The organism is Exiguobacterium sp. s59 (assembly GCF_018617475.1).
In the GTDB taxonomy this organism is placed as follows: Bacteria; Bacillota; Bacilli; order Exiguobacteriales; family Exiguobacteriaceae; genus Exiguobacterium; species Exiguobacterium aestuarii.
In genome coordinates this window covers 155,804-180,779 of record NZ_JACSKG010000002.1, presented here as the reverse complement: position 1 = coordinate 180,779, position 24,976 = coordinate 155,804, and the positions used below count along the sequence as shown (strand labels likewise).

26 protein-coding genes are annotated in these 24,976 nt (G+C 49.1%); 16 read left to right on the top strand and 10 right to left on the bottom strand.

Annotation, left to right across the window (positions count from 1 at the left end):
* Window positions 1-42: 42 nt before the first annotated feature.
* Together KNO91_RS04295 and KNO91_RS04290 are read left to right on the top strand one after the other, a co-directional pair.
* Window positions 43-885, top strand: a complete 843-nt coding sequence (locus tag KNO91_RS04295) for a lipoate--protein ligase family protein (protein WP_214786157.1) — start codon at window positions 43-45, stop codon at window positions 883-885.
* 8 nt (window positions 886-893) lie between these two features.
* Entirely contained in the window at window positions 894-1,739 is an 846-nt protein-coding gene (locus KNO91_RS04290) for a DegV family protein (protein WP_214786155.1), read from the top strand.
* Window positions 1,740-1,777: 38 nt separating this feature from the next.
* Here KNO91_RS04290 and KNO91_RS04285 read toward each other — a convergent pair whose 3' ends face one another.
* Window positions 1,778-3,727, bottom strand: coding sequence for a glycoside hydrolase family 3 protein (locus KNO91_RS04285; RefSeq protein WP_214816427.1), 1,950 nt, complete (start codon window positions 3,725-3,727; stop codon window positions 1,778-1,780).
* Window positions 3,728-4,048: 321 nt separating this feature from the next.
* Here KNO91_RS04285 and lipA point away from each other — a divergent pair, with 321 nt between their 5' ends.
* Both lipA and KNO91_RS04275 read left to right on the top strand, forming a co-directional pair.
* Window positions 4,049-4,951 carry a lipoyl synthase gene (gene lipA, locus KNO91_RS04280; protein WP_333781802.1) on the top strand — a complete coding sequence of 301 codons (903 nt, stop codon included), beginning with the start codon at window positions 4,049-4,051 and terminating at the stop codon, window positions 4,949-4,951.
* Between the two features lie 17 nt (window positions 4,952-4,968).
* A complete protein-coding gene (locus KNO91_RS04275; protein ID WP_214816425.1) occupies window positions 4,969-5,799 on the top strand; it encodes a lipoate--protein ligase family protein in 831 nt (276 codons plus the stop codon).
* Window positions 5,800-5,833: 34 nt separating this feature from the next.
* On the opposite strand, the gene desA is transcribed toward KNO91_RS04275, so the two are convergent.
* The 4 genes from desA to KNO91_RS04255 all read right to left on the bottom strand — a co-directional run bounded on the left by desA (window position 5,834) and on the right by KNO91_RS04255 (window position 10,929).
* Window positions 5,834-6,847 carry a Delta(5) desaturase DesA gene (gene desA / locus KNO91_RS04270; protein WP_214792772.1) on the bottom strand — a complete coding sequence of 338 codons (1,014 nt, stop codon included), beginning with the start codon at window positions 6,845-6,847 and terminating at the stop codon, window positions 5,834-5,836.
* A 203-nt stretch (window positions 6,848-7,050) separates the two neighbouring features.
* Window positions 7,051-8,592 carry an alpha-amylase gene (gene amyS / locus KNO91_RS04265; protein WP_371816641.1) on the bottom strand — a complete coding sequence of 514 codons (1,542 nt, stop codon included), beginning with the start codon at window positions 8,590-8,592 and terminating at the stop codon, window positions 7,051-7,053.
* 178 nt (window positions 8,593-8,770) lie between these two features.
* On the bottom strand, window positions 8,771-9,898 hold the full coding sequence (locus tag KNO91_RS04260) for a YfbR-like 5'-deoxynucleotidase (RefSeq protein WP_214816419.1): 1,128 nt from the start codon (window positions 9,896-9,898) through the stop codon (window positions 8,771-8,773).
* An 11-nt stretch (window positions 9,899-9,909) separates the two neighbouring features.
* Window positions 9,910-10,929, bottom strand: a complete 1,020-nt coding sequence (locus KNO91_RS04255; RefSeq protein WP_214792762.1) for an ion channel — start codon at window positions 10,927-10,929, stop codon at window positions 9,910-9,912.
* Between the two features lie 106 nt (window positions 10,930-11,035).
* Between KNO91_RS04255 and KNO91_RS04250 the strand changes: the two genes are divergently transcribed.
* The 5 genes from KNO91_RS04250 to KNO91_RS04230 all read left to right on the top strand — a co-directional run bounded on the left by KNO91_RS04250 (window position 11,036) and on the right by KNO91_RS04230 (window position 14,121).
* Window positions 11,036-11,494, top strand: a complete 459-nt coding sequence (locus tag KNO91_RS04250; protein WP_214694705.1) for a hypothetical protein — start codon at window positions 11,036-11,038, stop codon at window positions 11,492-11,494.
* Window positions 11,491-11,859 carry a hypothetical protein gene (locus KNO91_RS04245; protein ID WP_012727458.1) on the top strand — a complete coding sequence of 123 codons (369 nt, stop codon included), beginning with the start codon at window positions 11,491-11,493 and terminating at the stop codon, window positions 11,857-11,859. Before KNO91_RS04250 ends, KNO91_RS04245 begins: the two co-directional genes overlap by 4 nt.
* The gene (locus KNO91_RS04240; RefSeq protein WP_214816416.1) at window positions 11,856-13,085 is read left to right on the top strand and encodes a glutathionylspermidine synthase family protein; all 1,230 of its coding nucleotides are present in this window, start codon (window positions 11,856-11,858) and stop codon (window positions 13,083-13,085) included. Before KNO91_RS04245 ends, KNO91_RS04240 begins: the two co-directional genes overlap by 4 nt.
* On the top strand, window positions 13,082-13,495 hold the full coding sequence (locus KNO91_RS04235; protein ID WP_012727460.1) for a DUF350 domain-containing protein: 414 nt from the start codon (window positions 13,082-13,084) through the stop codon (window positions 13,493-13,495). Before KNO91_RS04240 ends, KNO91_RS04235 begins: the two co-directional genes overlap by 4 nt.
* Window positions 13,496-13,563: 68 nt before the next feature.
* Entirely contained in the window at window positions 13,564-14,121 is a 558-nt protein-coding gene (locus KNO91_RS04230) for a hypothetical protein (protein WP_214816413.1), read from the top strand.
* Window positions 14,122-14,162: 41 nt separating this feature from the next.
* Here the strand turns inward: KNO91_RS04230 and KNO91_RS04225 are convergent, their stop codons facing one another.
* Window positions 14,163-15,263, bottom strand: a complete 1,101-nt coding sequence (locus KNO91_RS04225) for a globin domain-containing protein (protein WP_214816410.1) — start codon at window positions 15,261-15,263, stop codon at window positions 14,163-14,165.
* 186 nt (window positions 15,264-15,449) lie between these two features.
* On the opposite strand from KNO91_RS04225, the gene KNO91_RS04220 reads away from it, so the two are divergent.
* On the top strand, window positions 15,450-15,890 hold the full coding sequence (locus tag KNO91_RS04220) for an RrF2 family transcriptional regulator (RefSeq protein WP_214792746.1): 441 nt from the start codon (window positions 15,450-15,452) through the stop codon (window positions 15,888-15,890).
* Between the two features lie 19 nt (window positions 15,891-15,909).
* On the opposite strand, the gene KNO91_RS04215 is transcribed toward KNO91_RS04220, so the two are convergent.
* Window positions 15,910-16,845 (bottom strand): ring-cleaving dioxygenase, encoded by a 936-nt coding sequence (locus KNO91_RS04215; RefSeq protein ID WP_251126541.1) that lies wholly within the window; start codon window positions 16,843-16,845, stop codon window positions 15,910-15,912.
* A gap of 116 nt (window positions 16,846-16,961) precedes the next feature.
* On the opposite strand from KNO91_RS04215, the gene KNO91_RS04210 reads away from it, so the two are divergent.
* The 6 genes from KNO91_RS04210 (at window position 16,962) to KNO91_RS04185 (ending at window position 22,262) form a co-directional block, all read left to right on the top strand.
* Window positions 16,962-17,171: a helix-turn-helix transcriptional regulator gene (locus KNO91_RS04210; protein ID WP_214792743.1), complete on the top strand. Its 210-nt coding sequence runs from the start codon at window positions 16,962-16,964 to the stop codon at window positions 17,169-17,171.
* Window positions 17,168-17,635, top strand: coding sequence for a hypothetical protein (locus tag KNO91_RS04205; RefSeq protein ID WP_214786127.1), 468 nt, complete (start codon window positions 17,168-17,170; stop codon window positions 17,633-17,635). Before KNO91_RS04210 ends, KNO91_RS04205 begins: the two co-directional genes overlap by 4 nt.
* 130 nt (window positions 17,636-17,765) lie before the next feature.
* The gene (locus tag KNO91_RS04200) at window positions 17,766-19,094 is read left to right on the top strand and encodes an MATE family efflux transporter (protein ID WP_214816407.1); all 1,329 of its coding nucleotides are present in this window, start codon (window positions 17,766-17,768) and stop codon (window positions 19,092-19,094) included.
* Window positions 19,078-21,369, top strand: coding sequence for a bifunctional glutamate--cysteine ligase GshA/glutathione synthetase GshB (gshAB, locus tag KNO91_RS04195; RefSeq protein WP_214816404.1), 2,292 nt, complete (start codon window positions 19,078-19,080; stop codon window positions 21,367-21,369). The genes KNO91_RS04200 and gshAB overlap by 17 nt, the downstream gene beginning before the upstream one ends.
* Before the next feature lie 63 nt (window positions 21,370-21,432).
* Entirely contained in the window at window positions 21,433-21,765 is a 333-nt protein-coding gene (locus KNO91_RS04190) for an ArsR/SmtB family transcription factor (protein WP_214792731.1), read from the top strand.
* Window positions 21,762-22,262, top strand: coding sequence for an SRPBCC family protein (locus KNO91_RS04185; RefSeq protein WP_214792728.1), 501 nt, complete (start codon window positions 21,762-21,764; stop codon window positions 22,260-22,262). The genes KNO91_RS04190 and KNO91_RS04185 overlap by 4 nt, the downstream gene beginning before the upstream one ends.
* Window positions 22,263-22,307: 45 nt before the next feature.
* On the opposite strand, the gene KNO91_RS04180 is transcribed toward KNO91_RS04185, so the two are convergent.
* From KNO91_RS04180 to KNO91_RS04170, 3 genes are read right to left on the bottom strand one after another with little or no spacing between them, the layout of a single operon-like run.
* Entirely contained in the window at window positions 22,308-23,366 is a 1,059-nt protein-coding gene (locus KNO91_RS04180) for a threonine aldolase family protein (RefSeq protein WP_214816401.1), read from the bottom strand.
* Window positions 23,367-23,421: 55 nt separating this feature from the next.
* Window positions 23,422-24,402, bottom strand: a complete 981-nt coding sequence (locus KNO91_RS04175; RefSeq protein WP_214816399.1) for a zinc-binding dehydrogenase — start codon at window positions 24,400-24,402, stop codon at window positions 23,422-23,424.
* A gap of 2 nt (window positions 24,403-24,404) precedes the next feature.
* Window positions 24,405-24,896: a lactoylglutathione lyase family protein gene (locus KNO91_RS04170; RefSeq protein ID WP_012727473.1), complete on the bottom strand. Its 492-nt coding sequence runs from the start codon at window positions 24,894-24,896 to the stop codon at window positions 24,405-24,407.
* Window positions 24,897-24,976 lie beyond the last annotated feature (80 nt).

Below are 24,976 nucleotides of genomic sequence, written 5' to 3'. Positions count from 1 at the left end.
TATAATGAGAAGGAAAATTATTTGTGAAAAGGAATTAAGTATATGATCCATCCATTACTAAACCAACCGAGCTATCGTGTGATCGACCAATCGAGCCTCGGCCCGATGTTTCAAGCGGAACAATCGTTTGCGACTGATGATACGTTGTGTGCTTCCACCCAACAACTAGGCGCCGTCTTGCGCGCATGGGTGCACACCGATACGATTGTACTCGGAATTCAAGATGCAAGGTTGCCTCATTTAAAAGATGGGGTCCGGTATTTACATGAGCGCGGCTTTCGACCGGTCGTCCGAAACTCAGGCGGACTCGCCGTCGTCCTAGACGATGATGTCCTCAACTTATCTTTAATCTTACCCGAGAAAGACGGGATTCAAATCGACAGCGGCTATGAGGCCATGACCTCACTCATCCAACAGATGTTCCAAGACGTCACGAACGACATCGTCCCAGGGGAAGTCGTCGGCTCCTATTGTCCGGGAAGTTTCGACTTGTCGATTGACGGTAAAAAGTTCGCCGGTATTTCGCAACGACGCGTCCGTGGCGGCGTCGCCGTTCAAATTTACTTGAGCGTCAGGAAGAGTGGCAGCGCACGTGCTGAAATCATCCGCGACTTCTATGACTTAGCGATTCAAGGGGAAACGACCAAATTTACGTACCCTACCATTGTACCGGAAACGATGGCGTCGCTTGAAGACTTGCTCGGTATCCCCCTTACGGTTCAGGACGTCCTCACACGGGCCTACCGCGTTCTTTCCACAGTCAGCACGCTCCAAAACGCGTCACTGACGGCTGAAGAACAAACGACACTCGTGAGTCAACTTGACCGGATGTGGAAACGGAATGAACCATTACGCGAGATTGAACAACAATTAACAGAGGAGTGATTCATCCAATGTTTAAACTGATCACAGACACCGGGGCCGATTTGACCCACGATCAAATCATCGAATACGGTCTTGAGATTTTACCGCTCGGTGTCATCATCGACAACGAAGAGTTTTTAGATGGAGAGACGATTCAAGCGAAAGACGTGTACGACGCAATGCGTCAAGGCAAGACGCCGAAGACGTTCCAAATCGAGGCGTCGCGAATCGAGCATTGTTTCCGTCAACACCTTGAAGCCGAAATCCCGTTTTTATATCTCGCATTTTCCGGAGAACTCTCCGGTACATACCAAACGGCTGTCATGGTCGGGGAGATGCTCAAAGAGGAGTATCCAGACAGCACCTTTGAGATTCTCGATACGCGAACGGCTTCGGTCGGACAAGCATTGTTCGTCAAGACGGTCGCGGAGTACGGGCAAGACCATACGTACGAAGAAACGGTCGCGTATGCCGCTTCGCTCGTTGGAAAGATCCGTCACTTGTTCACGGTCGAGTCACTCGAATACTTGATGCGCGGCGGACGTGTCTCGAAAGCGAGTGCTTTCATCGGTGATTTGTTGACGATTCTGCCGTTACTGACGGTCGAGGACGGAAAGCTCGTGCCGATTGAAAAAGTACGTGGTCACAAAAAAGTCATGCGCCGCATGGTCGAATGGACGATGGAATCGAAGCCACTCGTCGAGAACGGGCACTTGTTCATCGGTCACGGTGACGATCTAGAAAAAGCGGAACAGTTCGAGAAGATGGTTCGTGAGCATGTCCAACCGAAACATATCACGAAAACACTTGTCGGCTCTGCCATCGGTGCCCATACCGGTCCAGGTCTACTCGTCATCGCCTACTTCGAGGCATAAAAAATGAGCTCCCCTCTATCGGGTGAGCTCATTTTCATTTAGCGATTCCAGTTCGTAAATCCATCTCCAAACTGTGCATAGTTCTCGTCTTGGAACACACCGTCCACAAATTTCGGTACGTCTACTGGCAACGTCCCTTGCGGCTTCACTTCACCGAAGATGGCACGAATGCCCGCCGGCAAGTTTGGTCCGGCCGATTTCAAGTTCCCTGCTTCTGAGTCCGGTCCGTTCGGGTCGCCTTTGAACCCATAAATCAAGAGCTGCGCCGGAGCGTCTGGCTGAACGGCGACATCGTATGGGTTGCGCAAGCTGAGTAAGACCGACTTCTTCCCTGTCTCGTTCGCGTAACGGAACACTTCGGCCGGCACGTAATGGTCAGCTGACGTTGGCTTCAATTTCGCGCTATTGTTCACGTTCGAACCGACGATGATATAATCGGCTGCCTCAACTTGTTGCTGTAGCGCCGGATTCTGCGCCAAGTGTGGCGTTGACGCCGAATAGTTGGCCGTGATGACGTTCACGTCTTTCATATTCCCGGCGTTCTTCTCGAGCGACTTGATTGTCTTCACCATGCTATCCGTCTGATCTTTTGCTGGTGACAAGACGAGCACCGTGTCCCCTTTTTTCGGTTTGAACGGGAGTGTCTTGTCCTCATTCTTCACGAGGGTGACGGCCGCTTCCGCGATTTCCCGTTCTTTCGCTTTATGCTCCGCACTACCTACGACGGCGTTCGCTTCTGTCAGCTTCGCCTCGAGTGTCGTCGAATCGATTGTCTCTCCCCAAATGCCACGCTCTGCCTTCAATGTCAAAATACGTTCGACTGATTCATCAATAGTCTTTTCAGATAGGCGGCCATCTTTCACCGCTTGGATGACTTCTTCAAAGATAGCTTCGAGTTTGATCACGTCTGCCTCTGAACGCAAAATCGTCGGCATGAGCGCGATATCGACGCCTGCCTCAAACGTCTTGATGACTGCCTCTGCTTCCGTGAAGTTGTCCGTGATGGCTTGCATGTTGAGCGCATCGGTCACAACAATCCCATCATATCCGAGCTCCTCACGAAGCACTCCTGTAATGACATCGTCCGAAAGTGTCGCCGGGAGCGGGAATGTGCCGCGATCCGACTCGACGACCTCGTCTTCGATTTGTGGCATACCGATGTGTGCCGTCATAATCATATCGATCCCTTCCGTGATGGCACGTTTAAACGGGAGCAACTCGAGACCACGCAACTCGTCGAGCGACTTATCGACAACCGGTAACCCATAATGCGAGTCGACGGCGGTATCTCCATGACCCGGGAAATGCTTCGCCGTCGCCGCGACACCTTGGTCTTGAATGCCTTGCGTCATCGCCGAACCTAGTTCACCGACTAGTTCAGGGTCACTCGAGAAAGAACGGACCCCGATGACCGGATTCCCCGGATTATTGTTGACGTCAAGTACCGGTCCGAAGTTCACGTTTACCCCGAGTGCGTGTAGTTCAGAACCGATGATATTCCCAGCGTCATATGCATATTGACTGTTTCGCGTTGCGCCGATTGCCATATTCCCAGGTAAGTTCGTCCCTGTCCCGAGACGTGTCACGATGCCTCCCTCTTGGTCAATCGTGACAAAGAGCGGAATATCGTTACTGTCGTCTTGCTTCACGACTTCCTGTAAATCGTGAACGAGTTTCGTCGTCTGCTCCGTCTCTTTCACGTTCTCCGCAAACAGAATCACGCCGCCGAGATCAAAACGATCGATGACACGCGCCACTTCCGGTGCAAGAGATGTATGGTTCGCCCCGTTCCAAAGCCGGAAGTCCGGCATGATCATCTGCCCGATTTTTTGTTCGAGCGTCATCGACTCTAGCTTCGTATTGACACGCTGGTCAATCGACATCGTCGGCGTCCCTTCCGCCACGACCGCATCCGCTGCCGGAACCGATGAGATCAGTAGTGCCGTCGTCAATCCGAGAGTTGCCGTCCAGTTCAATGCCTTGTTCATGTTCCCACTCCCCTTAGTCCAATTTGACTGACCCCCAAACGAAAAGGCATGGAGGAAGAAGCGTTGCCTCATCAACGCTCGTTCACCCCATGCCTGATCGCATCAGTTACATTTGGTTCTTATTCAGGTGGTCAACAACAGTATAGCAACTCCACTTTTCAGAAACAATCACTCCCGTGAAAGCGTAACCATTTTGAAACAATGTTTCTGTTTTGATACACAGAAAACTGTATTGGCAAAACCAATAATTTCCGTGGTTCGTTTTTGATTCTTTTTTTGGTAAACTCAATTCGATACAGGTTAACTTTCAAAAAGGGGGAAATTATTGTGGCAAGAGGGGAACTGAAACGAAAGCCGGAATGGCTAAAGATTAAATTGAACACGAATGACACGTATACCGGTCTGAAGAAGATGATGCGCGAGAAAAATCTACATACGGTATGTGAGGAAGCCAAGTGTCCGAACATTCATGAATGCTGGGCGGTACGTCGGACTGCGACATTCATGATTCTAGGGAGTATTTGTACACGTGCCTGCCGCTTTTGCGCTGTCACGACAGGTAAACCGAACGAGCTCGATTGGGAAGAACCAAAGCGCGTCGCCGAATCGGTCCGTCTCATGAACTTGAAGCACGTCGTCATCACTGCCGTCGCACGCGATGATTTGAACGATTACGGAGCGACGGTCTTCGCGGAAACGGTTCGCGCCGTCCGTTCTATGAATCCGGAGACATCCATCGAAGTACTTCCGTCTGACATGATGGGTGACTTCTCTGCCTTACAAACGTTGATCGATGCGGGTCCTGACATCATGAACCATAACTTAGAGACGGTTCGCCGCCTCACACCGAGAGTGCGTGCCAAAGCGACATATGACCGCACACTCGAATTCTTGAAGCGTTCCAAAGAGTTGAATCCGGATATCCCGACGAAGTCGTCGATCATGGTCGGACTCGGGGAGACGAAAGAAGAATTGATTGAAGCGATGGATGACCTCCGTGCGCACAACGTCGACATCTTGACACTCGGACAATACTTACAACCGACGAAGAAACACCTCGAGGTGGAACGTTACTATCATCCAGACGAGTTCGCTGAGTTGAAAGAGATTGCGCTATCAAAAGGATTCTCACATTGTGAGGCAGGTCCGCTCGTCCGTTCGTCTTACCATGCGGATGAACAAGTACACAAGGCACGTCGCCACACGATGTTGCCAATCGACTAACAGAAAGAAGAGAGATTATGACTGGTACGACGTGGCACTTACTTAGAACCGAATCGACTTCACCGGCCGAAAACATGGCGATTGACGAAGCCATCGCCAATTGGGTCGCGAAGGGAGAACTCAAACCGACGCTCCGTTTTTATTCATGGGCACCTCATGCGATCAGCGTCGGGCGTTTCCAACGGGCGACACGTGACTTGGACCGTGACGCCCTCACGGCGAACAACATCCCGGTCGTACGTCGCCTGACAGGAGGACGGGCTGTATTGCACGCGGACGAGTTGACGTATAGCGTCATCTTGCCCGAATCGACACCGGCCCTGCCGACAAATATCATCGAGAGCTATCGCTTGCTCACGGAAGGGGTCCGCCGTGGTTACCACGAGCTCGGTGTACCGGCCGAATTCTCGGTCCCGTTGACAGAAGAGGACCGCGAAGCACTCCGCAAACCGAAATCCGCTGTCTGCTTCGATGCGGCTTCCTACTATGAATTGGCCGTCGATGGGAAAAAGATTGCGGGTAGCGCGCAAGTGCGCCACCAAGGGGCGGTCCTTCAACATGGATCCATCCCTCTTTCTGTCGACGATGAGGTATTGTTCGACTGTTTCGCGATGGAGGAAGCCGAAAAGCGTGAAGCCAAAAGTCGGTTCAGCGAGAAAGCCGTCGCCTTGAACGATACGTTACAGCGCTTCGTCTCCTTTGACGAAGTGGCCGCCGCGTTCGAGACCGGCTTCAAGGACGCCTTCTCGTTGACGTTCGAACCGCTCGTCTTCACAGAAGACCAACAGTCCGAAATTGACTTGCTCGTCAAAAAGTATGAGAGTGATGAATGGGTCTGGAAACGCTAAAAAGCTTGTCCCTTTTGACGGGGACAAGCTTTTTTTATGCCGCGTTCGTTCGGCGCAAGAGATGACGCACTTCCCGGAACGTGACGAATGTTTTATTGTTCGCATCGTACAATTTGTAGCGTAACGATTTCAAACTTGAAAACAGTCCGATCGTTGTCGCCCGCTGCAATGGCGGTGTTGACGTATGTGCCTTCTCCAAATGGTAGTTCGGGACACGCGGGCTCAAATGGTGGACGTGATGGAAACCGATGTTACCCGTCACCCATTGAAGCACTTTCGGCAACTCGTAATACGAGCTCCCTTCGATCGCCGCCTTCACATAATCCCATTCCTGCTCATCCTCGAAGTATGAATCTTCGAACGTATGCTGGACATAGAACAACCAAATCCCGAGTACGCCGGCGATGAACATCGTCGTTCCCTGCACGATGAGGAAAGCTTGCCAACCGACCAAATAAATTAACGCGCTGTATAACACGACGAGCGAGATGTTAATGATATACGTGTTTTGGCGTTCTTTTTTACGAGCATCTTTTCGATTGAAGCGGCTCGTCACGAGAATGAGCCAGAGCGGTCCGAGTCCGAACATGACGAGTGGATGGCGATACAGGCGATACTTCAATCGCGTCCATTTCGAGGCTTCGATGTACTCCTCAATCGTCATGACCCAGATGTCCCCGACACCTCGTTTATCCAAGTTTCCACTCGATGCATGATGAATCGCATGCTCTCGCTTCCACTTCTCGTAAGGGAATAGCGTCAAGATTCCTGTGATTGTTCCGACAATCGCGTTCGCCTTCTTATTTTTAAAGAACGAACCGTGCGTGCAGTCATGGAAGATGATGAACATGCGCACGACAAATCCTGCTGCAATCAACGTGAACGGCAATGTCAGGAAAATCGAGACACTCAGTAGTTGATACGCTAAAAACCACGATACGAGAAACGGTAAAATCGTATTGATCATCTGCCGCACACTAATCCGGATATCGGACTTTTCAAACGGCGAGACGTGCTTTCTTAATTGGGCAATCTTTTCTTTACTCATAACAACCTCCTTGAATTCAACAGCGTGACAACGCATAAATATAAATGAAACCAACAACCGACGTTGTTCAATGTGAATTCATGGATCGGAAAGTCGTCCCTATCAAGAATTAACACTAGGTCATTATATCATGTATAAAAAATATGTGGTGAAAATTCAGAAAAAAGACTTGTCTCATTTTTAGTGAGACAAGTCTGATGGATTTATTGCTGCGTATAGATGGAAACCGACCCGCCGTTGACGAAGAACTCGCCCCAACCGTCCGCATTGATCGTCACGAGACGCCCGTTATTTCCGGTCATGTCTTTCCACACTTCTCCTGCATTCTGCTTCCCGACATACATCCATTTCGACCCACCCGGTCCATCCGACAAAATCGTCGCAAGACCTGACTTCGCCCGGTCTGTCACACCTTCACGTGTCCATCCGATGACGTCTTGATGGTTAATATAGTCATGTTGCGTACCGTAGGCGAAGTCTTTACGCGCTTTCAAAATCGGTTGAAGCGACCCTGACATGTTTGGGATTTCACGGTTTGTCGTCCCTTTCGTCCCGTAATAATCCCCATAGAATAGTGTTGGATACCCTTGACCACGCGTCATAATCGTCGCATAGGCGAGCGGTTTGAACCAGTTCGCGACCGTTGACTCAAGTGACTGCCCCGGTTGCGAATCATGGTTGTCGACAATGGTGACGGCAAGTGTCGGATGCTGCTCGACGACTGTCCCTTTTAAGATATTGCGCATGTCATAATAACCGCCACCGTTCCCTGCCGCTTGGAAGTTGTAGTGAAGTGGCACATCGAATACCGAGTGGGTATAGCCTGTCTTCGCCAAGTAATCATTGATGGCCCCGAGGTCGTTCTTCCAATACTCGGCGACCGTGAACATTTCTTTTCCTGTTGCTTGACGGACACTCGTTACCCATTCTTTTAGATAGGAGTGGTTGATATGTTTCACCGCATCGAGACGGAAGCCATCAAGCCCGAGCGAATCCGCGTACCATTTCCCCCAGTTTTTCATTTCTTGTCGCACTTCCGGATGTTCGAAGTCGATATCGGCGTACATCAAATAGTCGTAGTTCCCATTCTCTCCAGATACTTCACTATCCCATGCTTTACCTGTACTTCTAAATTTGTAAATCCGGCTCAAACTACGTGACTGATCCCAGTCGGTCCCGTCAAAATGATACCAACGCCATTTGAATGGCGAGTATGTATTGTTCCTTCCCGCAAAATTAAATCCAGTCCAGGCAGAAATCGAATATTCCCCAGACGTTTCCTGATTTCGATTGGAAGGATTGACCTCGACCGCTTGGACCGATTCCGTATAATCCGCTCCCCCCTTATGGTTCATGACGACATCTCCATATACGCCGATTCCTTTTCCGCGTAAGTTTGAAATCGCCGACTGTAGCTGTACTTTCGTCCCGTACTTCGTCCGCGTCGTCCCTTTTTGATTGAACTCGCCTAAATCATACAAATCGTAGGCACCGTACCCGACGTCATTTTGCGACGTCCCTTTATATGCCGGCGGAATCCAAACGGTGGAGACCCCAATGTCTTTCAAATGTTGCGCATCATTCGAGAGACGGTTCCAATGCTGTCCGTCATTTGGGACGTACCATTCAAAATATTGCATCATCGTACCGTTTTGTGGGGTTGCTGCTTGTGCGACCGGTTGCCCTGAAAGCAGTGCAATCGATGTCACTCCAGCTAAGACAGCAATCCCTTGTCGTTTCTTCAACATCATTCATTCCTCCTCATTCGATTAATGAAAGCGCTTGCATTAATCATTGTGAAGGATTTTGATTTTGTTGCATAGATAGACAGCTAAAAACAGTTCTCTCTCCCTAACTATTTTTCATTTGAATAGTTCAGTCGAACGAAACAAAGACGGATGGCTTGTGCCATCCGCCTATTCATTAACTTGTCACGTAATCCAGGTCATGCAAAATATAGGCGAGGAAGAAGATCATACTCGGGTTCTCATAACGCATCTGGACTTTACGGAGTTGCTCGCGATACGTGACCTCATACTCAGCCCCGTTCATCTTGCGCTCCATGTTCATCTTGATGAGCGCATCAAGCTTATCCATCATGTCGACGAGCATCCCTTCATACGTATCATCTTTCGAATCAGCCATATATCGACGGAACGCCGGCTGCATATATGCCGGCAACAACCCGAGAAGACGTTCACTCTCTGATCGCTCGTATGCCTCAAATGCGGCCCCTGTCTCTTTCGTCGAATGTTTGACAGGTCCGAGCACGTCCCCGGTGACGCCTTCGACTAAGTCGTGACAGAGTAATCGAGCGACAAGCTCGGCAACATCGACATCAACACTATACTTTTCACGCTCCAGGAGTCCACTGAACATGCCGAGCGCGGCAGCCCGAAAACCATGAATCGCATCGTTGTCATCAATCGTATTGAAGCGACCTTTCCAGCGCCGGACACTGTCCATCCGCATGACGTTCTCGATGAAGCGTAACACATCGGTCTCTGCCTCAACCTGATCGAACAGCCAACGGACCGAATCAATCGGGTGATGACGAAGCGCGGCTTTCATCTCTTCTAGTTTGTCATCGAAATGCGGAGAGCCATGTGCGACTTCCCGTCGCACGAACAGCATCGCATCGAATGAATCGATTCCGTCCACGATTCGCCCTTCGAACGAATCATCTTCCGCCTCGACAACAAAACGGTGGAAGTGAGGACGTAACGATTGCGATAGCAGTTCGACAAGACCGAGACTTGCTGTCCGCTCCATACGTTCGATGTGCCCAATCAAGGTCGGTTCTTTTTTCGTCCGGTGCATGATTGGACCGGTCTGCACTTCATTCATGTCGTGGAAAATAGCTTTCCCGAGCAAATCGAGCAAGTCGACTTCACGTCCGTTCTCTTTCTCCACATAAGCCGCGATCAAGCTGAAGACCGCGACACGAAAGCTATGACTCGCTGCGTTGTCATGATAATGTGGGGCATACTCGTCCCATCGTTGCACGTTTTGCATGCGTGTCATCTTTCGGATAAACGTTCCGTTATGCATGGTTTCACTCCTTACGATAATCGTTCAAATACATCGTCGTGACAGACGACGTAAAGCATGTCTGAATCCTGTAGCGGCAAATCGAGCATCGTCGCCACATCCAATCGGTCATTGACCGCGATGAGCGTCACCCCTGATTCAAGTAAAGCCGTGTTCGCTTGTCGAACATTTTGCCACTCGGCCTTTGGTTTCAAGGCTTGAATGTTCCCACCCGACTGTTTGCTTAACAATTGACGGAAAATCGCCGTCGTTCCTGGTTGTAACGTCGCTTTCGCCATCAAGAGCGAGACCGAGTCGTTCGCTAAAATAAAGTCGTCGACCCGGACGTGTTTGAATTTCGAGATGTTCCGCTCTTCACACACTTCAACGACTGTATGCAAGTCCACCTGATGCTCAGAAGATAGCGCCTCGACCGCTGACGCGATCAAGAGTGATTTCCCATCGGCGAGTAACGTCTCCGTGATGCGCGCATCCGCGAAAATGGCGACGCGTCGTGCCTTCAAGACGTTCGCCTGCAACAATACCGCTTCATCTGAAGCATCTCCTGATACGAAGTGAACTTGATCATGCACGTACGGCTCCTCGATTAACTGGTCAATGAGGACGATCTCTGCTTTCGGTTCATAGTTGAGCACTTCATCGATTGCCTTTCTCGTCTTCGGGGACCACCCGATATACACATAATGTCCCTCTCCACGATACACTAGTCTTCCCTCCCGTTTTAACCGTTGAAACGTCGCACCGATTTCAACCAATTTTCCAATCAACGCCCCGATAATCCCAATCCCGAATAGGAATAAGAAAATCCCGAGCCATCGCCCTGCCACGGAGGACGGATAAAAATCTCCATATCCGACGGTCGTCAATGTCGTCATCGTCCACCAGAACGAATCAAACAATGACCCGAATGTTTCTGGCTCTAACCAGTAACCGAGCACGGTTCCTAGGATAATGATGCCAATCGAAGCTAAGATGACATTCAAAAATGATAATTTCGCTAACCCTTTCCATAAACGAAATAAGATATGCACTGTTTCCCCCTCCTTCTCTCTTATATACTAAACGTATCCACAAAAAGATTCACGAAACCATTTTGATGGTGATTCCGTATAAAAAGAAAAAAGGAAGGACTGACATATGAACTCAATCGTCTTAGAGTATCGTCTCTATAAAAATGAATTATCGTTCGAACCACTATACCATTACACGTCTCTCGGATTAGATGAAGTGTTGGCCCGTCGCGAATGTGAGTTTTTCGTCAAAGACGGCATGACATACAAACAGCGCTCGTCTGCCCTAGAAGGCGATCAGTACTTTTTAATCTATGTCGATCGCTATACAGAGGGACCGATGGACAAGCACGAAACGAGCGAAATCAAAGTCGAAATCCGCACACTCGATGACCGATTTGACAACCCATTGCTCGAAGCCTATTACGTCGACCGCCACCTCGATGCGCTTGCCATGCTCGGGAGCCAGTACTTGTATGTCGCCGGCAAAGAATATGAACGCGATTCAGCAGAAACAGATGAAGATCGTGGTGTGTATGTCATCTACGTCACACCGACGGGTTATGAATTGGAGGAATCAACATGAAGACAAGCAAGAAAATTTTAAGCGGACTCTCCGTCGCGGTATTGACGACTTCCCTTGCTGCTTGCGGTGGGGATGAATATGAAGAAGCGGCGCTCCCGGAAGAGCCGACCGGTTACGAATGTGACGATTGGGACTGGGATGACGAGACCGAGTCGTATTATTGCGATGACGACCGTTCTCCGCACTACGGCAGTTACTTCTTACTCGGAAGCCTGTTCCGCTCAAAAAACGCATTGAAGAGTTCTTCGTCATATAAGACATATAAAGCCAACGGTGGTGCGACTGGCGCCGTATCGAACGGCTCAAATTCAGGATCATCAAAATCTGGACTCGGCAGTGGCTCTAAAGGTGGATTCGGCGGATGACGCGTGACGAACTTTACAGTCAAATCCCTTATTTTTGGCCCGATTTAAACGATGAAGAATATGCCTTATACGATTGTTTCGAGATGACCGCCTCGCAGGTTGCCTCTGTCCGAGAGGCGACCGAGGCGGTTGACTCGATTTTCCGGAAGATGAATCAATTGTTACGCACGCTACCTGACGAGACGCTCCGACTGCTTGGTTATCCCGAGGCGAGCCTGCCGTTCTTACGGGAGAAGACGATGCCACAGGAGACGATCATCGGTCGTTACGACTGGATCATGAAAGACGGTCAACTCAAGTTGATGGAGTTCAATGCAGATACGCCGACCTTTATTAAAGAGCTGTTTGACGTGAACGGTGTGGTCGCTTCTGAGTTTGGTCTCCTCGACCCGAACAGGGAAGCCACCGCCCAACTGAAAACCGAGCTGCGGAAAGCTATCGTCGCCGCGTGGCAACGACTTTCTCGAGAAGGTACTCCAAAGATTGTCTTTACGGCACATGATGACAATATCGAAGACAAGTGGACGGCGCGCTTCTTACAAGAAACGCTTGACTTACCGTCTGAATTCGTACCGTTGCACGCTTTACTCGTCGACGAAGACGGCGTTTACACGCCATCCGGTGAGCGAATCGACATCCTATATCGTCAAACGTATCCGATTGAGCATCTCGTGGACGACCGCGCAGCAGACGGGGATTTGATCGGCATTCGGTTACTCGAACTGAACCTACAAAAACATGTGTCACTGCTCAACCCGCTCTCTGCTTTTCTCATGCAATCGAAAGGCGTACAGGCCCTGATTTGGGAATTGTATGAGACCGAGACACTGTTCGATGAAGCCGAGCGTGACATCATCGGAACATATTTTTTACCGACTTACTTAGAAGACACACCGTTTCTCGGTGAAGCGGACTATGTGAAAAAGCCGGCGTTCGGACGTGAAGGTGACTCCGTCATCTTGTACACGAAAGACGGTCAACCGTTTCATCGCGAAGCACTACAAACGTATGCGGAAGAGACGGCTGTGTACCAACAGTTCATTGAACTTCCGACACGGATGACGATGACCGTCAAAGGTCGGATCGAGACACATTATATGATCGGATGTTTTTGTCTGAATGGACACTCGTCCGCACTCGGCGTTCGCGCCGGTAGCATGATCACGAACAACCAATCTTATTACTTAGCCACTGGCACACCTACACAAAAGGAGACGAACTCATGACATTCATCACACTCGATTCAATCTTAAGCTTCCTCGCCCACCTCGGGACAGGATTCGGTCTCATTCTCGCGGGACTCATCATCTTCGCACTGACGACAAAATATTCGGAACGCAAGTTAATCAAAGAAGGCAACATGGCCGTCGCGTTGAAACTTTGGGGGAAAGCGCTCGGACTCGCCATCGTCATCTACACGGTTTGGGCGAACAGCGTCAACTTGCTCGATGCGTTCATCTGGGGACTCGTCGGCATCGCCGCCCAAGTATTGGCGTTCTGGACGTTTGAATACATCCTCACGCCTGGCGTGAACTTAGAAAAAGAAGTCGAGAACGGCAACATGGCCATCGGTTTCAGCTTGTTCGCCGCATCACTCGTCGTCGGGATCATCGTCGCCGCGAGTTTGACGTACTAATCAAAACACCCCATGCACTCACACGAGGCATGGGGTGTCTATGTTTATAAAAGACAGGAGGAAAAATCATGTCCAAGCGAATCGGACTACTCACAATCGTCTCCGGTCTCATCGTCGTGGCCATCGCAGTCGGTGTCGGACTGTACACGTACACTAATATTCAGGCCGGCAACTCATACGAAAACGCCCAAAAAGAATTGAACCGCTACATCACGATGAACGACTGGTACAATTTTGAGATTCATAACATGGAACAGTCCATTCTATCTTTTTACACAAATGAAGATCGCTCCGTCATCGGTCTAGCCGAGATTGATGTCACGACAGGGTACCTAGGGTCTGTCACTAAACAAGTGACATCGGACGAACCGTTCGATTTTGTTGTGCTTGAAGACGGAGAAACCGAATATATCGCCGTCCATCTAAAAGAGCGCCCGGAAGATGTCGTTTATTTACGTTTGAACGGCGACGATGTCTCAAAAGACTTTCTCGTCAACGATCCCGAGAACGAAGGGTATGCGATGACATACGTCATTGAAACAACCAAACGGTCCGATGGCGCGTGGTATCTTGAAACTTTGGATGCCAACAAACAAGTCATACATTCAAGTGAACTCACAGAATAACCTATGTTGTGCATCAAGACGACTTTTTCCAGTCGTCTTTTTTAGTTGGTCGTGAGAACTCCAGACGGTCCGAAAAATTCATATCGTGCCTGAGGAATGACGCGTACGACCGTCTCCATCATCGCGTTCGGTCCGCACGTATAGACATCATGACCTTCGACATCGAGTGCCTCAAGTTGCGTCGCACTCATACAACCCGATTCGTCATCCACGTGTGTGATGAGGTGAAGCCCTTGATCCACAAGTTCATCAAGTTCGTCTCCGAGCGGACGGAGTGTTGTGCTGCGAACCGCGTGCAACAATGTGACCGAGCGCCCTTGTTCGAGTGCCGTCTTCGCCATATTGAAGAGCGGTGTGATGCCGATTCCTCCAGCAATCAGTGTGAGCGGACGATCAGACGCTTCAAGGATGAATTCGCCTGCTGGTGCGCTCACCGGGATTTCTGTACCGACCGCCTGTTCATGAAGCCAGTTTGAGACAAGTCCCTCTTTTTTAGGTGCGATCCAGTAGCCGTCTTCTGTTGTGTCGATGACACTATATTGCCGGTGGTGCACGATGTCCTCACCAGCGATTCGCGCCTGAACCGAGACGTATTGTCCTGGAATGGCTGTACCGACGACCTTATCTTTTGCGACGAGACGGAATCGCTTCACTTCCGGTGTGTCTTCAATGACTTCTTCGATGACAAACGATTTAAATCCGACCCACGGTGCGTCATCATACATCTGTTTCTCAAGTGAGATGAAGACGTCGGCAATCACGCCATACGCTTTTGCCCAGGCATCGATGATGTCTGGTGTCGCGTCTTCCCCGAGGACATCTTGAATCGCCCCGAGCAAGTTTTCACCGACGATCGGATAGTGTTCGGGACGAATATTCAAACTCTTATGTTTATGGAGTGCCGGTTGAATGGCTGGAAGAATCGCTTCGAGCCGGTCGATATGAAGCGCTGCCGCATAAACCGCGTTCGCGAGTGCCTCTGGCTGACGTCCTCGTTTTTGGTTCGTATGGTTGAAGAAGTGACGAACTTCTGGATTTTGTTCAAACATTCGTTCATAAAAGTGCTTCGTGATTGTCACACCATGTTCTTTTAAAACGGGTGCTGTCGCTTTTACAATTTCAATCGTTTGTTGATCTAACATATGTTTATCCCCCTTTTGTTTCGTACACGTTCATTATGTGAGTCTAATCACTTTAAAGCAATATATGAAATACTTCTTTAAAACAGATTTCACGATTCCGACTCATTTCTGTCATCACCCTTTCACATTTACACGAATCGCACTTTTAGAGATTGTCTTGTACAATGAAACGAGAGGTGATGATGGATGAGACTTACGCAAACGTGTGACTACGCACTACGGACGTTAATGTATAGCGCCACGTTTTCACATCGGCTCGTCACGATTCAAGAAGTGGCGGATCAATATAACATCTCCAAAAACCATGTCATGAAAGTCGTCTACGAACTTGGCAAACATGGCTACTTGGAGTCGGTGCGTGGTCGCGGCGGTGGATTCCGTCTCGCGCGCCCGATGGAAGACATCAACGTAGGCGAGGTCGTTCGGTCGATGGAACCGCTTGAGCTCGTAGAGTGCTTTGGGGAAGGCCGATGCGTGATCGCGCCGGCCTGTGACTTACGCAGTGTGTTGAACGAGGCGATGTTGGCGTTCTTTCATGTGCTCGATCGTTACACGATCGCGGACCTCGTCGCAAATCGAACGAACGAACTCGCCATGCTATTGGGCATACAAAAACCGACGGACTGAAAAGTCCGTCGGTTTTTGGTTACAGTGGCTTTAGCTTTGCTTCGATGTCTGCTCGTCTCGGCTCTAGAAACGGTGGCAATGCCAAGCGTTCTCCGAGCGTCTCAATAGATTCATCCGTCGCGAATCCCGGTTCATCTGTTGCCAGTTCCACTAAGATTCCACTCGGTTCACGGAAATAAATCGACTGGAAATAATAGCGGTCAATAAGACCAGAGTGACTGATCCCATGCTCGTCAAGTTTCTCAATCCACTTCGCCATATCGTCTGTATCTTCCACTCGAATCGCCACATGATGCACACTTCCCCGCCCTGGTCGTTCCGATGGTAAATCCGGTCGATCGACGAGATGAATCTCTGTCGCTACTCCACCTTCTCCCGTTTCAAAGACGCGCACGTCATGACTATCACGTTCAAACGTCGTCACATATCGATAGCCAAGTATTTCAGTCAATACCCGTGCCGTCTTTTCGATCCGTCGTACCGTCCACTCACTGAATCCGAGACCGAAGATACCGACATCTGTTGGCACAGGACCTTTTTTCCAAGGTGTCCCACTCCCACCTTCCACAAGACAGAGACGTTGCCCCTCATGGTCTTCGAACGAAAGAGTTGCCCTTCCTAAAACCGACTCGATTTCTCCGTAAGATACATTGAACGTGTCAAAACGCTCTTGCCAGTACGTGAGCGCCCCATCCGGCACCTTGAGCGATGTCCGGGAGATACTGTTCGACCCTCGATACGTCTGTCCGAGAAACGGTAACTCAAAGAACGTCAAATCGGTTCCGGGTGTCCCCGTCTCGTCTGCATAGAACAAGTGATACATCGATGGGTCATCCTGGTTTACCGTCTTTTTGACGAGCCGCATCCCTAGTACTTCCGTGTAGAATCGTAAGTTCTTCTTGGCATCCCCGGTCATCGCTGACACGTGATGTTGTCCACTAATCACCTTCACCATCCATCTCCCCTTTCGACTATATCGTTATTGTATCATCTCTAAATAAGTAAAGTCTTCTTTACATTATGTAAAGTTTGTTTTACAATGGTGGTAGAAACTAGAAATGAGGTGGCATGATGCCATTAGTCAACCGCGTGAAAGAACTGCGTGCCCGGCACCAGTTAACCCAAGGCGACCTTGCCGAACAGGTCGGTGTGACGAGACAGACGATCATCTCGCTCGAGAAAGGCAGCTACACACCATCACTCATGCTGGCGATGCACATCGCACGCGTGTTCGAGGAACCGGTCGAATCTATATTTACAATCGAGGAGGAAACAAAATGAAACACGTCGTCGTTCAGTCAATTTCCAGTATCATCTTGTATGTCCTGATGGCTTTTCTATTCAGCTCGTTTTTGTCTGATGTTTCGAAGACCGTCATCGAGTCTGACCGATTCTTAGTTGAATTTAATCTACTTCCACTGCTATTACTCATTGTTTTTGGAATTGTTTGGACAGTCTATTCGTTTAACACCCGCCCGAATAAACAGTTGAGCTTTGCCCAATGGTCTGTCCGGATGACCGAGTTCAGTGAGGTCGATGAGCGTGAACAAATCATCACAGCGAAAGCGACAAAAGCTGCATACGTCTCGTTCGGCATTTCCGTTCCTATTTTCATGGGATCGTTTATGTTCTATCCGTTGTTTGAAGATACACTCCCCGCCTATCCAATTTATGCACTCGCCTCAACGCTCATCATCGCGACACTCGTCTATATGACGACCTGGATTCGCGGCTATCAACATTAAGGAATTCATCACGAATTCCTTTTTTTTGTGTCCATTTTTCATCGATTCGGACATCATGATTGCCAATTCTATTACACCGTGCTTATATATAACTAAATGGTTATATAAAGAATGTAAGGAGTCTTGCTTCGTGAAAACTGTCGATTTAACGATTGGAAACGTGCAACGTGTCATTCTGGCTCTCGCCCTTCCGCTCGTCGGTAGCTCATTATTACAGTTTACGTATAGTCTCGTCGACATGTTTTGGGTCGGCGCGCTCGGGAGCGATGCTGTGGCAAGTATCGGTGCGGCCAGTTTTTATATCATGCTCGGCCAGGCGATTCAATCGTTGATTGTCGTTGGCGCCGGCATCAAAGTATCACAAGCTGTCGGGAGACGTGACCTCGATCTGGTTCAGCGCTATGTCCGGGCCGGCAGGCGTCTGAATCTAACACTCGGTCTTTCGTACATCACATTGCTGATTTTGTTCGGTCATACCTTCATCGGCTTTTTGAATATGGGCGCCTCCGACGTGGAGCAGCTTGCGTACGAATATTTATTCGTCAGCGCGCCGATGCTCATCTTCTCTTTCTTTAATCTGTTGTTTGCTCGTCTATTCAGTGCATATGGTAATACGACAACGGCGATGCGAATCAATGCGACAGGCGTCATCCTCAACATGATTCTCTCCCCGATCTTCATTTATCCATTCCAACTCGGTGTGATTGGGGCTGCTCTTGCGACACTTGTCGCCAACGTCATCATGTTCGGATTGTTTTGGCACCGCGCTCGTACATTGTTCAGTTGGGATGAAGTCGTTCAGCCGACTCGAGCTGATTATGTAGAGGTGTTTCGTCTTGGTTTTCCGATGGCAACCCAACGTATTTTGTTCACGGTAATCAGTATTTTTCTTGCCCGCATGATCGGTTCGTATGGGACAGAAGCGATTGCGGCACAGCGCATCGGACTCCAAATCGAGTCGATTGCCTACATGATGATTGGTGGCTTGAACGGAGCAATGGCTAGCTATACCGGACAAAACCTCGGGGCACGAAAAGTAGATCGTGTGTATGAAGGTTACCGCGTAACGACCCGACTCGGGATGATCTATACGGGATTCATCATGTTGGTATTTTTAATCGTTCCGGATTTGCTCATTGCTCTATTCGTCGATGACATTCGAACCATCGAGATTGGGGCGAGTTACTTACGAATTATCGGCATTTCGCTCGTCTTCTCATCGATTGAAATGATCGGAAACGGATACTTCTCAGGACTCGGATTACCGAAAATCCCTGCGACCATCTCGATTATTTTCACAGTGGCCCGTATCCCGCTCGCATTTGTTCTTGAGCCTTATCTCGGAATCGATGCCATCTGGTGGAGTATCGCCATTTCAAGTATCACGAAAGGACTTGTCTCCGCCCTCTTTGTCCGATTAACGAAAAAGGAAGTGATTTCCCTTGCAGAAGCAGTTTAATCAACTACCCCACCAGCTCATCACGAGTGGAAAATTTGCCATCGAGCGAGAAATGTTACGGGTCACGTCAGACGGCACACTCGCTGTTACGAAGCATCCAAAAGCACTCGGTCATAAAGCGACACATCCATATATCACGACTGACTTCTCGGAAAGTCAAATCGAGCTCATCACCCCGACATTTCCGACAATCGAGGAAGCACATCACTTTTTAGAAACGCTATACGACATCACGGCGCTAAACATAGGCGACGAACGCCTGTGGCCACAATCGATGCCATGCGCATTGCCGGAAGGTGGCACGATTCCACTCGCTGATTTTGGTGTGACTGGACTCGAAGCTAGCCGTTACCGGGAGCATTTGCTCCACAAGTATGGGGCGAAAAAACAACTCATTTCCGGGATTCATTTCAATTTTTCGTTTTCCGATGAGATGTTATCCGCACTGTACGAAGGGTCTCCTGAACAATATCGACACTTCAAAGATCAGCTTTACTTAAAGTTGATTCGTCAATATTTACGGATGCGTTGGCTCATCGTCTATTTGTTCGGTGCTACACCAGCCGTTCATGTGAGTTATGAAGAACAATGTGTCAGTCAGATGCAAGCGCTCCACGAAGATACCTTTTCAAATAAACAAGCATTGTCATATCGGAATAGCGACTGTGGGTATACGAATGTTGAACCGCTTTATCCAAATTATGCGACACTCTCAAGTTATATAGACGACGTAAGACGGTTCATTGCCAAAGGCGAGATTGCCAATCCGAACGAACTCTACTCACCCATCCGATTGAAAACATCGAAAGGTGGTAACGATTTAAATCAACTCGAAGCACACGGCATCGATTATATCGAAATTCGCAATATTGATTTGAATCCGTTTGAAAAGACCGGAATTGCGCGTTCGGATTTACGGTTCCTTCATCTGTTTTTGCTGTACTTGACCTTTACTGAGGAGACACCTTATTTCGATTGGCAAGCTGAAGCGTACAATAATCAACAACGTGTCGCCAAAGAAGGCATGTCTCCTACAAGCATATTGACTCGAGATGGTCACGCCATACCTTTACACACGTACGCAACAGAACTTTTCGATGCCATCGATGCGTTCAACACACACCATGGCCTCGGCTTCGAAGATGTCTTTCCCGCTGTACGCGAAAAAATTGATCACGTGGACCGGACGTACGCTTCCCGATTAAAGACGATTATGACCGAGACAGGCTATCACGCATGGTCCCTAGCCCAAGCAGAACATTTTTATGAGGACGCCTATGCAAATCGTTTTCGCATCCACGGTTATGCCGACCTGGAACTGTCTACTCAAATCTTAATGAAATCCGCAATTAAACGTGGTTATCGTGTCGACGTCATCGATCGTTCCGACCAGTTCATTCGGATTCGAAACGGCAAACACGAAGAATACGTCAAACAGGCAACGAAAACATCAAAAGACAATTATGTTTCCGTCTTAATGATGGAGAATAAAACGGTGACGAAGTTTGTACTCGCCGAACACGGCATTCGTGTCCCTGAAGGGGTAGAACTTCAAGATGAATCAGATTTATCTCAGGCATGGCATTCATTTTCAAAACAACCCATCGTCTTAAAACCAAAGTCCACAAACTTCGGAGTCGGTATTCACATTTTTAAAGACGGAGCGACGTATGAGGAAGCACTCTCTGCATTTCAGTATGCGAAAACGTTTGACGATGTCGTTTTACTAGAGACATTCTTACCTGGAAAAGAGTATCGCTTCCTCGTCATCGGAGAGGAAGTCGCGGGTATCCTCCATCGTGTTCCGGCGAACGTTACTGGAGATGGCACCTCTTCCATTCGTCAACTCGTTGCGACAAAAAATGAAGACCCGTTACGCGGAAAAGGATACAAGACACCACTCGAGAAAATTGAAATCGATGACATCGTCATTTCCTTTTTACGTGCACAAGATATGACACCTGACAGTATCCCCGCTGTCGGTGAGCGTGTCTTCTTGCGCGAAAACTCTAATATCAGTACAGGTGGCGACAGTATCGACTACACAGACCAAATTCCTAACGTCTATAAACGCATTGCTGTCGATGCCGCTAAGTCAGTCGGGGCAACCATCTGTGGTGTCGATATGATGATTCCATCTCTTAATGATGAGCATATTGAATACGGCATCATCGAACTGAATTTTAATCCCGCCATTCATATCCATGCGTTCCCCTATGAGGGAAAAGAACGATCGATTGGTGAGATACTACTTGATTTATTGTTTAAATATTGAGTATTCCTGTTTCGGAATATTCCTAATTGGGAATATTCAAAATAAGAGGACGGTGACGAAAAAATGGAAGAGAGATTGGCTTCTTTGTTTCAAGCGTTAGCCGACCCGAACCGGTTGCGGATGATCGAATTGTTACGGAAACAAGAGTGGACGGTCGGAATGATGGCAAATCAGCTTGGGATTAGTCAACCGCAGACATCGAAGCATTTGCGAATTCTATACGACGCAGGTCTCGTCACGGTAACCATTGATGCCAATCGAAGACGCTACGCACTCAAGTCTCAAGCACTCGAACCGTTGGATGCTTGGCGGACCTATATGGCTCGGGAAACAGAGCGACTCGATCGATTGGAGACGTTTTTAGCGGAGTCACAACGAGAGGAGAATGGATCATGAGTATGGTCAAATCACATGTAGAGGGCACGACATTGATCATGGAACGTCTGTTCAAGGCATCACGTCAACTTGTATTTGAAGCATTCTCGACACCCGCACATTTAGAAAAATGGTGGGGACCGTCTGGATGGGAGACGAAAGTATACAGCTTCGACTTCAAACCAGATGGGATTTGGCATTATTGCATGACTTGTGTCGACAAAGATCAAGGTGACTTTTACGGTATGGAGTCATGGGGAAAATCGACCTTTATCGACATCGATCCATACTCCCGAATCGTCTATACGGATGCGTTCTCGGATGCGGACGGACACGTCAACCCGGACTTGCCTGTCATGACGATTACGAATGAATTTCTCGATACATCAGAAGGCACGTTATTCATTAGCCGCTCCGAATTCCCGAATGAAGAGGCTCTCCAACAAGTCGTCGACATGGGCGCTGTCGAAGGGTTCACCTCTCAGCTCGATCGTCTTGAAGCGATTGTTAGCCCGTAAAAAAAAATGCACCCTTCCCGAAATAGGAAGGGTGCATTTTGTTGTTTACCCGAACTGCCGAAACAATCGATCAAGCTGTTCTTGCGTCATTCGTTCAAACGTGTCCCCGATACTGATTTCTGTGGAACAGTACCCTTCCTTTTCAACGAGATAACCGGTGATACCAATCCCCGTTTTTTCTTGGATTCCTGCAATCTGCTCACCTACTTCCTCCTTTGCCCCACGGAAGTGAAGATGGAACATATTCGTGACCGGGATGTGTGGTGTCGTCCACACGCCATCGAGTTCATTGAAGCGCGCTGCCAATCGGACGGCCTCGTCTCGATACTCGGTCATCTTCTCTTTCCGCAACTCATAGTAATAATCCGAAGAAAGGATGTATGGATATAGGCTGATCAAGTCACCACCGTAGCGTCGTTTCCATACTTTCGACGTCTCACAAAATGCCTTCGGTCCAGCAAGGATAGCACCGGCAATGCCACCGATTCCTTTATAGAATGAGACGTACACGCTATCGAAGAGCGCACAAATCTCAGACGCTTCTTTCTCATAATACGGAAGCGATTCGAACAGTCGCGCACCATCCAAATGTAGATGAATCCCTTTGTCACGACAGTGTTCGCTAATCGCCACAAGTTCCTCGAACGTCGGCAATTCCCCGCCGATTTCTCGCTGCGGCAGTTCGAGCAACAGACATGCGATGTCCGATAACGCTTGAATCTCTTCGAGTGTCATCAATCGGTTTTCGTCCCCGACTAAGATCGGTTCGATGTGATGTAATTCTTTCAAGCCATCCTGTTCGTGAATCTCGAGATGACAGAGCGGATGATATGCGACCGTCTTCTTCCCTGTTTCATCACACCAAATGCGTAAGGCAATCTGTTGTGCCATCGTTCCGCTCGGGAAGAATACCGCCGATTCTTTCCCGAGAATGTGCACCATTTTCTCTTCGAACTGGCGAATCGTTTTCCCCTGTCCATACTGGTCACTCGGCTCATCTTCACGCACCTGTTCAAACGCGCGTTTCAACACCCCGACTTCCCGTTTCCCGTGACCGCTCAACTGAACATCTGTCTGACGATATGTGTCTGCCAATCGTTCCATCCTTTCCCCTCCTCAACAAATAAACTCCCTGTCAGTATAACAGGGAGCCGTCTTTTCAGTCGCGAATGCGGACGATGAGTTTACCGCGCACTTTTCGCGTTTGTAGTTTTTCGAGACCTTCTTTCAATTGGTCGAACGACAACACTTCTGTCACGAGATCGTTCAGTTCACCCGCATCGAGCAAATTCATCAACTCTTCGGCCATATATGCCAAGTTGCGAATCGCATGTTCGTCCTCGCTCGCATGCGCCGCCCCGAGCGCCACCTCGTGAATCGAAGGCGAAAGAGTGAAGCCTTTCATGTTCGTCATATCTGGTGGACCGGCGATATAGGCGAGGTGTCCGCTGAACGCGAGACGATCGAGGTCTGCCGTCGCGACGTCGCGACCGACCGTATTCAAAATCAAGTCGACACCACGTCCATCCGTCTCTTCCATGATCCGTGAAGTCACATCTTCGACGTTATAATCAATCGCCACGTCCGCCCCGAGTGACTCTACCCACTCAAAGTTTTCAGGAGATGCCGTCGTGAACACCTTCAGACCGAGGCGCTTCGCGAGCTGAATCGCAAAACCGCCGACACCGCCCGCACCGGCGTGCACAAGAATCGTTTCTTTATCCCGCGTGTTCAACTTCTGCATGACCGCTTCATACGCTGTCATTCCCGCGCACAGGATCGAGGCAGCTGCCTCGTCACTTACACCTTGTGGGACGACTGCACACGCCCGGGCATCGACGACCGTATACTCGGCGAATCCTCCATATTTCGAAAGATTCGTATGCACGGCTACACGTGACCCCGTAATGATGTTGGCGATACTCGAACCGACCTCAACGACTTCTCCAACGAGGTCGACACCGAGAATATGTGGATATGACCAATTCGGGTTTCCGTTTGAGCCGACTTTATAGTCGACCGGGTTCAAGGCGACCGCTTCGACACGAATCAACAGTTCTCCGGTTCCAGGTGTCGGACGCTCGATTTCTCCAATATGCAGATGATCTAGACCGGGTTGGTCGAGTAGCCATGCTTTCATGTTTAGTAAGCTCCTTCCGAATATGTGAGTTCGTATGAATGTGAGTAAATTTCGACGAGGTTACCGAATGGGTCTTCGCAGTACACCATGCGATACGGTTTCTCGCCTGGGTAGTATTCGCGAATCGGCATCCGTTGTTTGCCGCCGTGAGCGACAATCTTCTCGACGAGTCCTTCGATGTCAGGGTCTTGTACACAATAGTGGAAGATGCCTGTCTTCCAAAACTCAAAGTTGTCTTCTGGTGTCTCGTTGTTCGGGAATTCGAACAACTCGATCCCGATTCCATCTCCCGTTGACATATGGGCGATGCGGAATTTACCCCAGCCTGGTCCGAAGACGTCGGTACACATCACGCCGATTGGCGAATCATCCTCGACGACGTCTGATGGTGTCATGATGGTATACCACCCCATCACGTCCTCATAAAATTTAACGGCCTCGGTTACGCTCGGTACAGAAAGACCGATGTGTGAAAATGTTCTTGGATATGTCATGTTTCATCTACTCCTTTTTGTTTGCTCAATTTAGCGGATAACGATAAGATACTGTCATTGAAGCAAGAAAAAAAGTACGC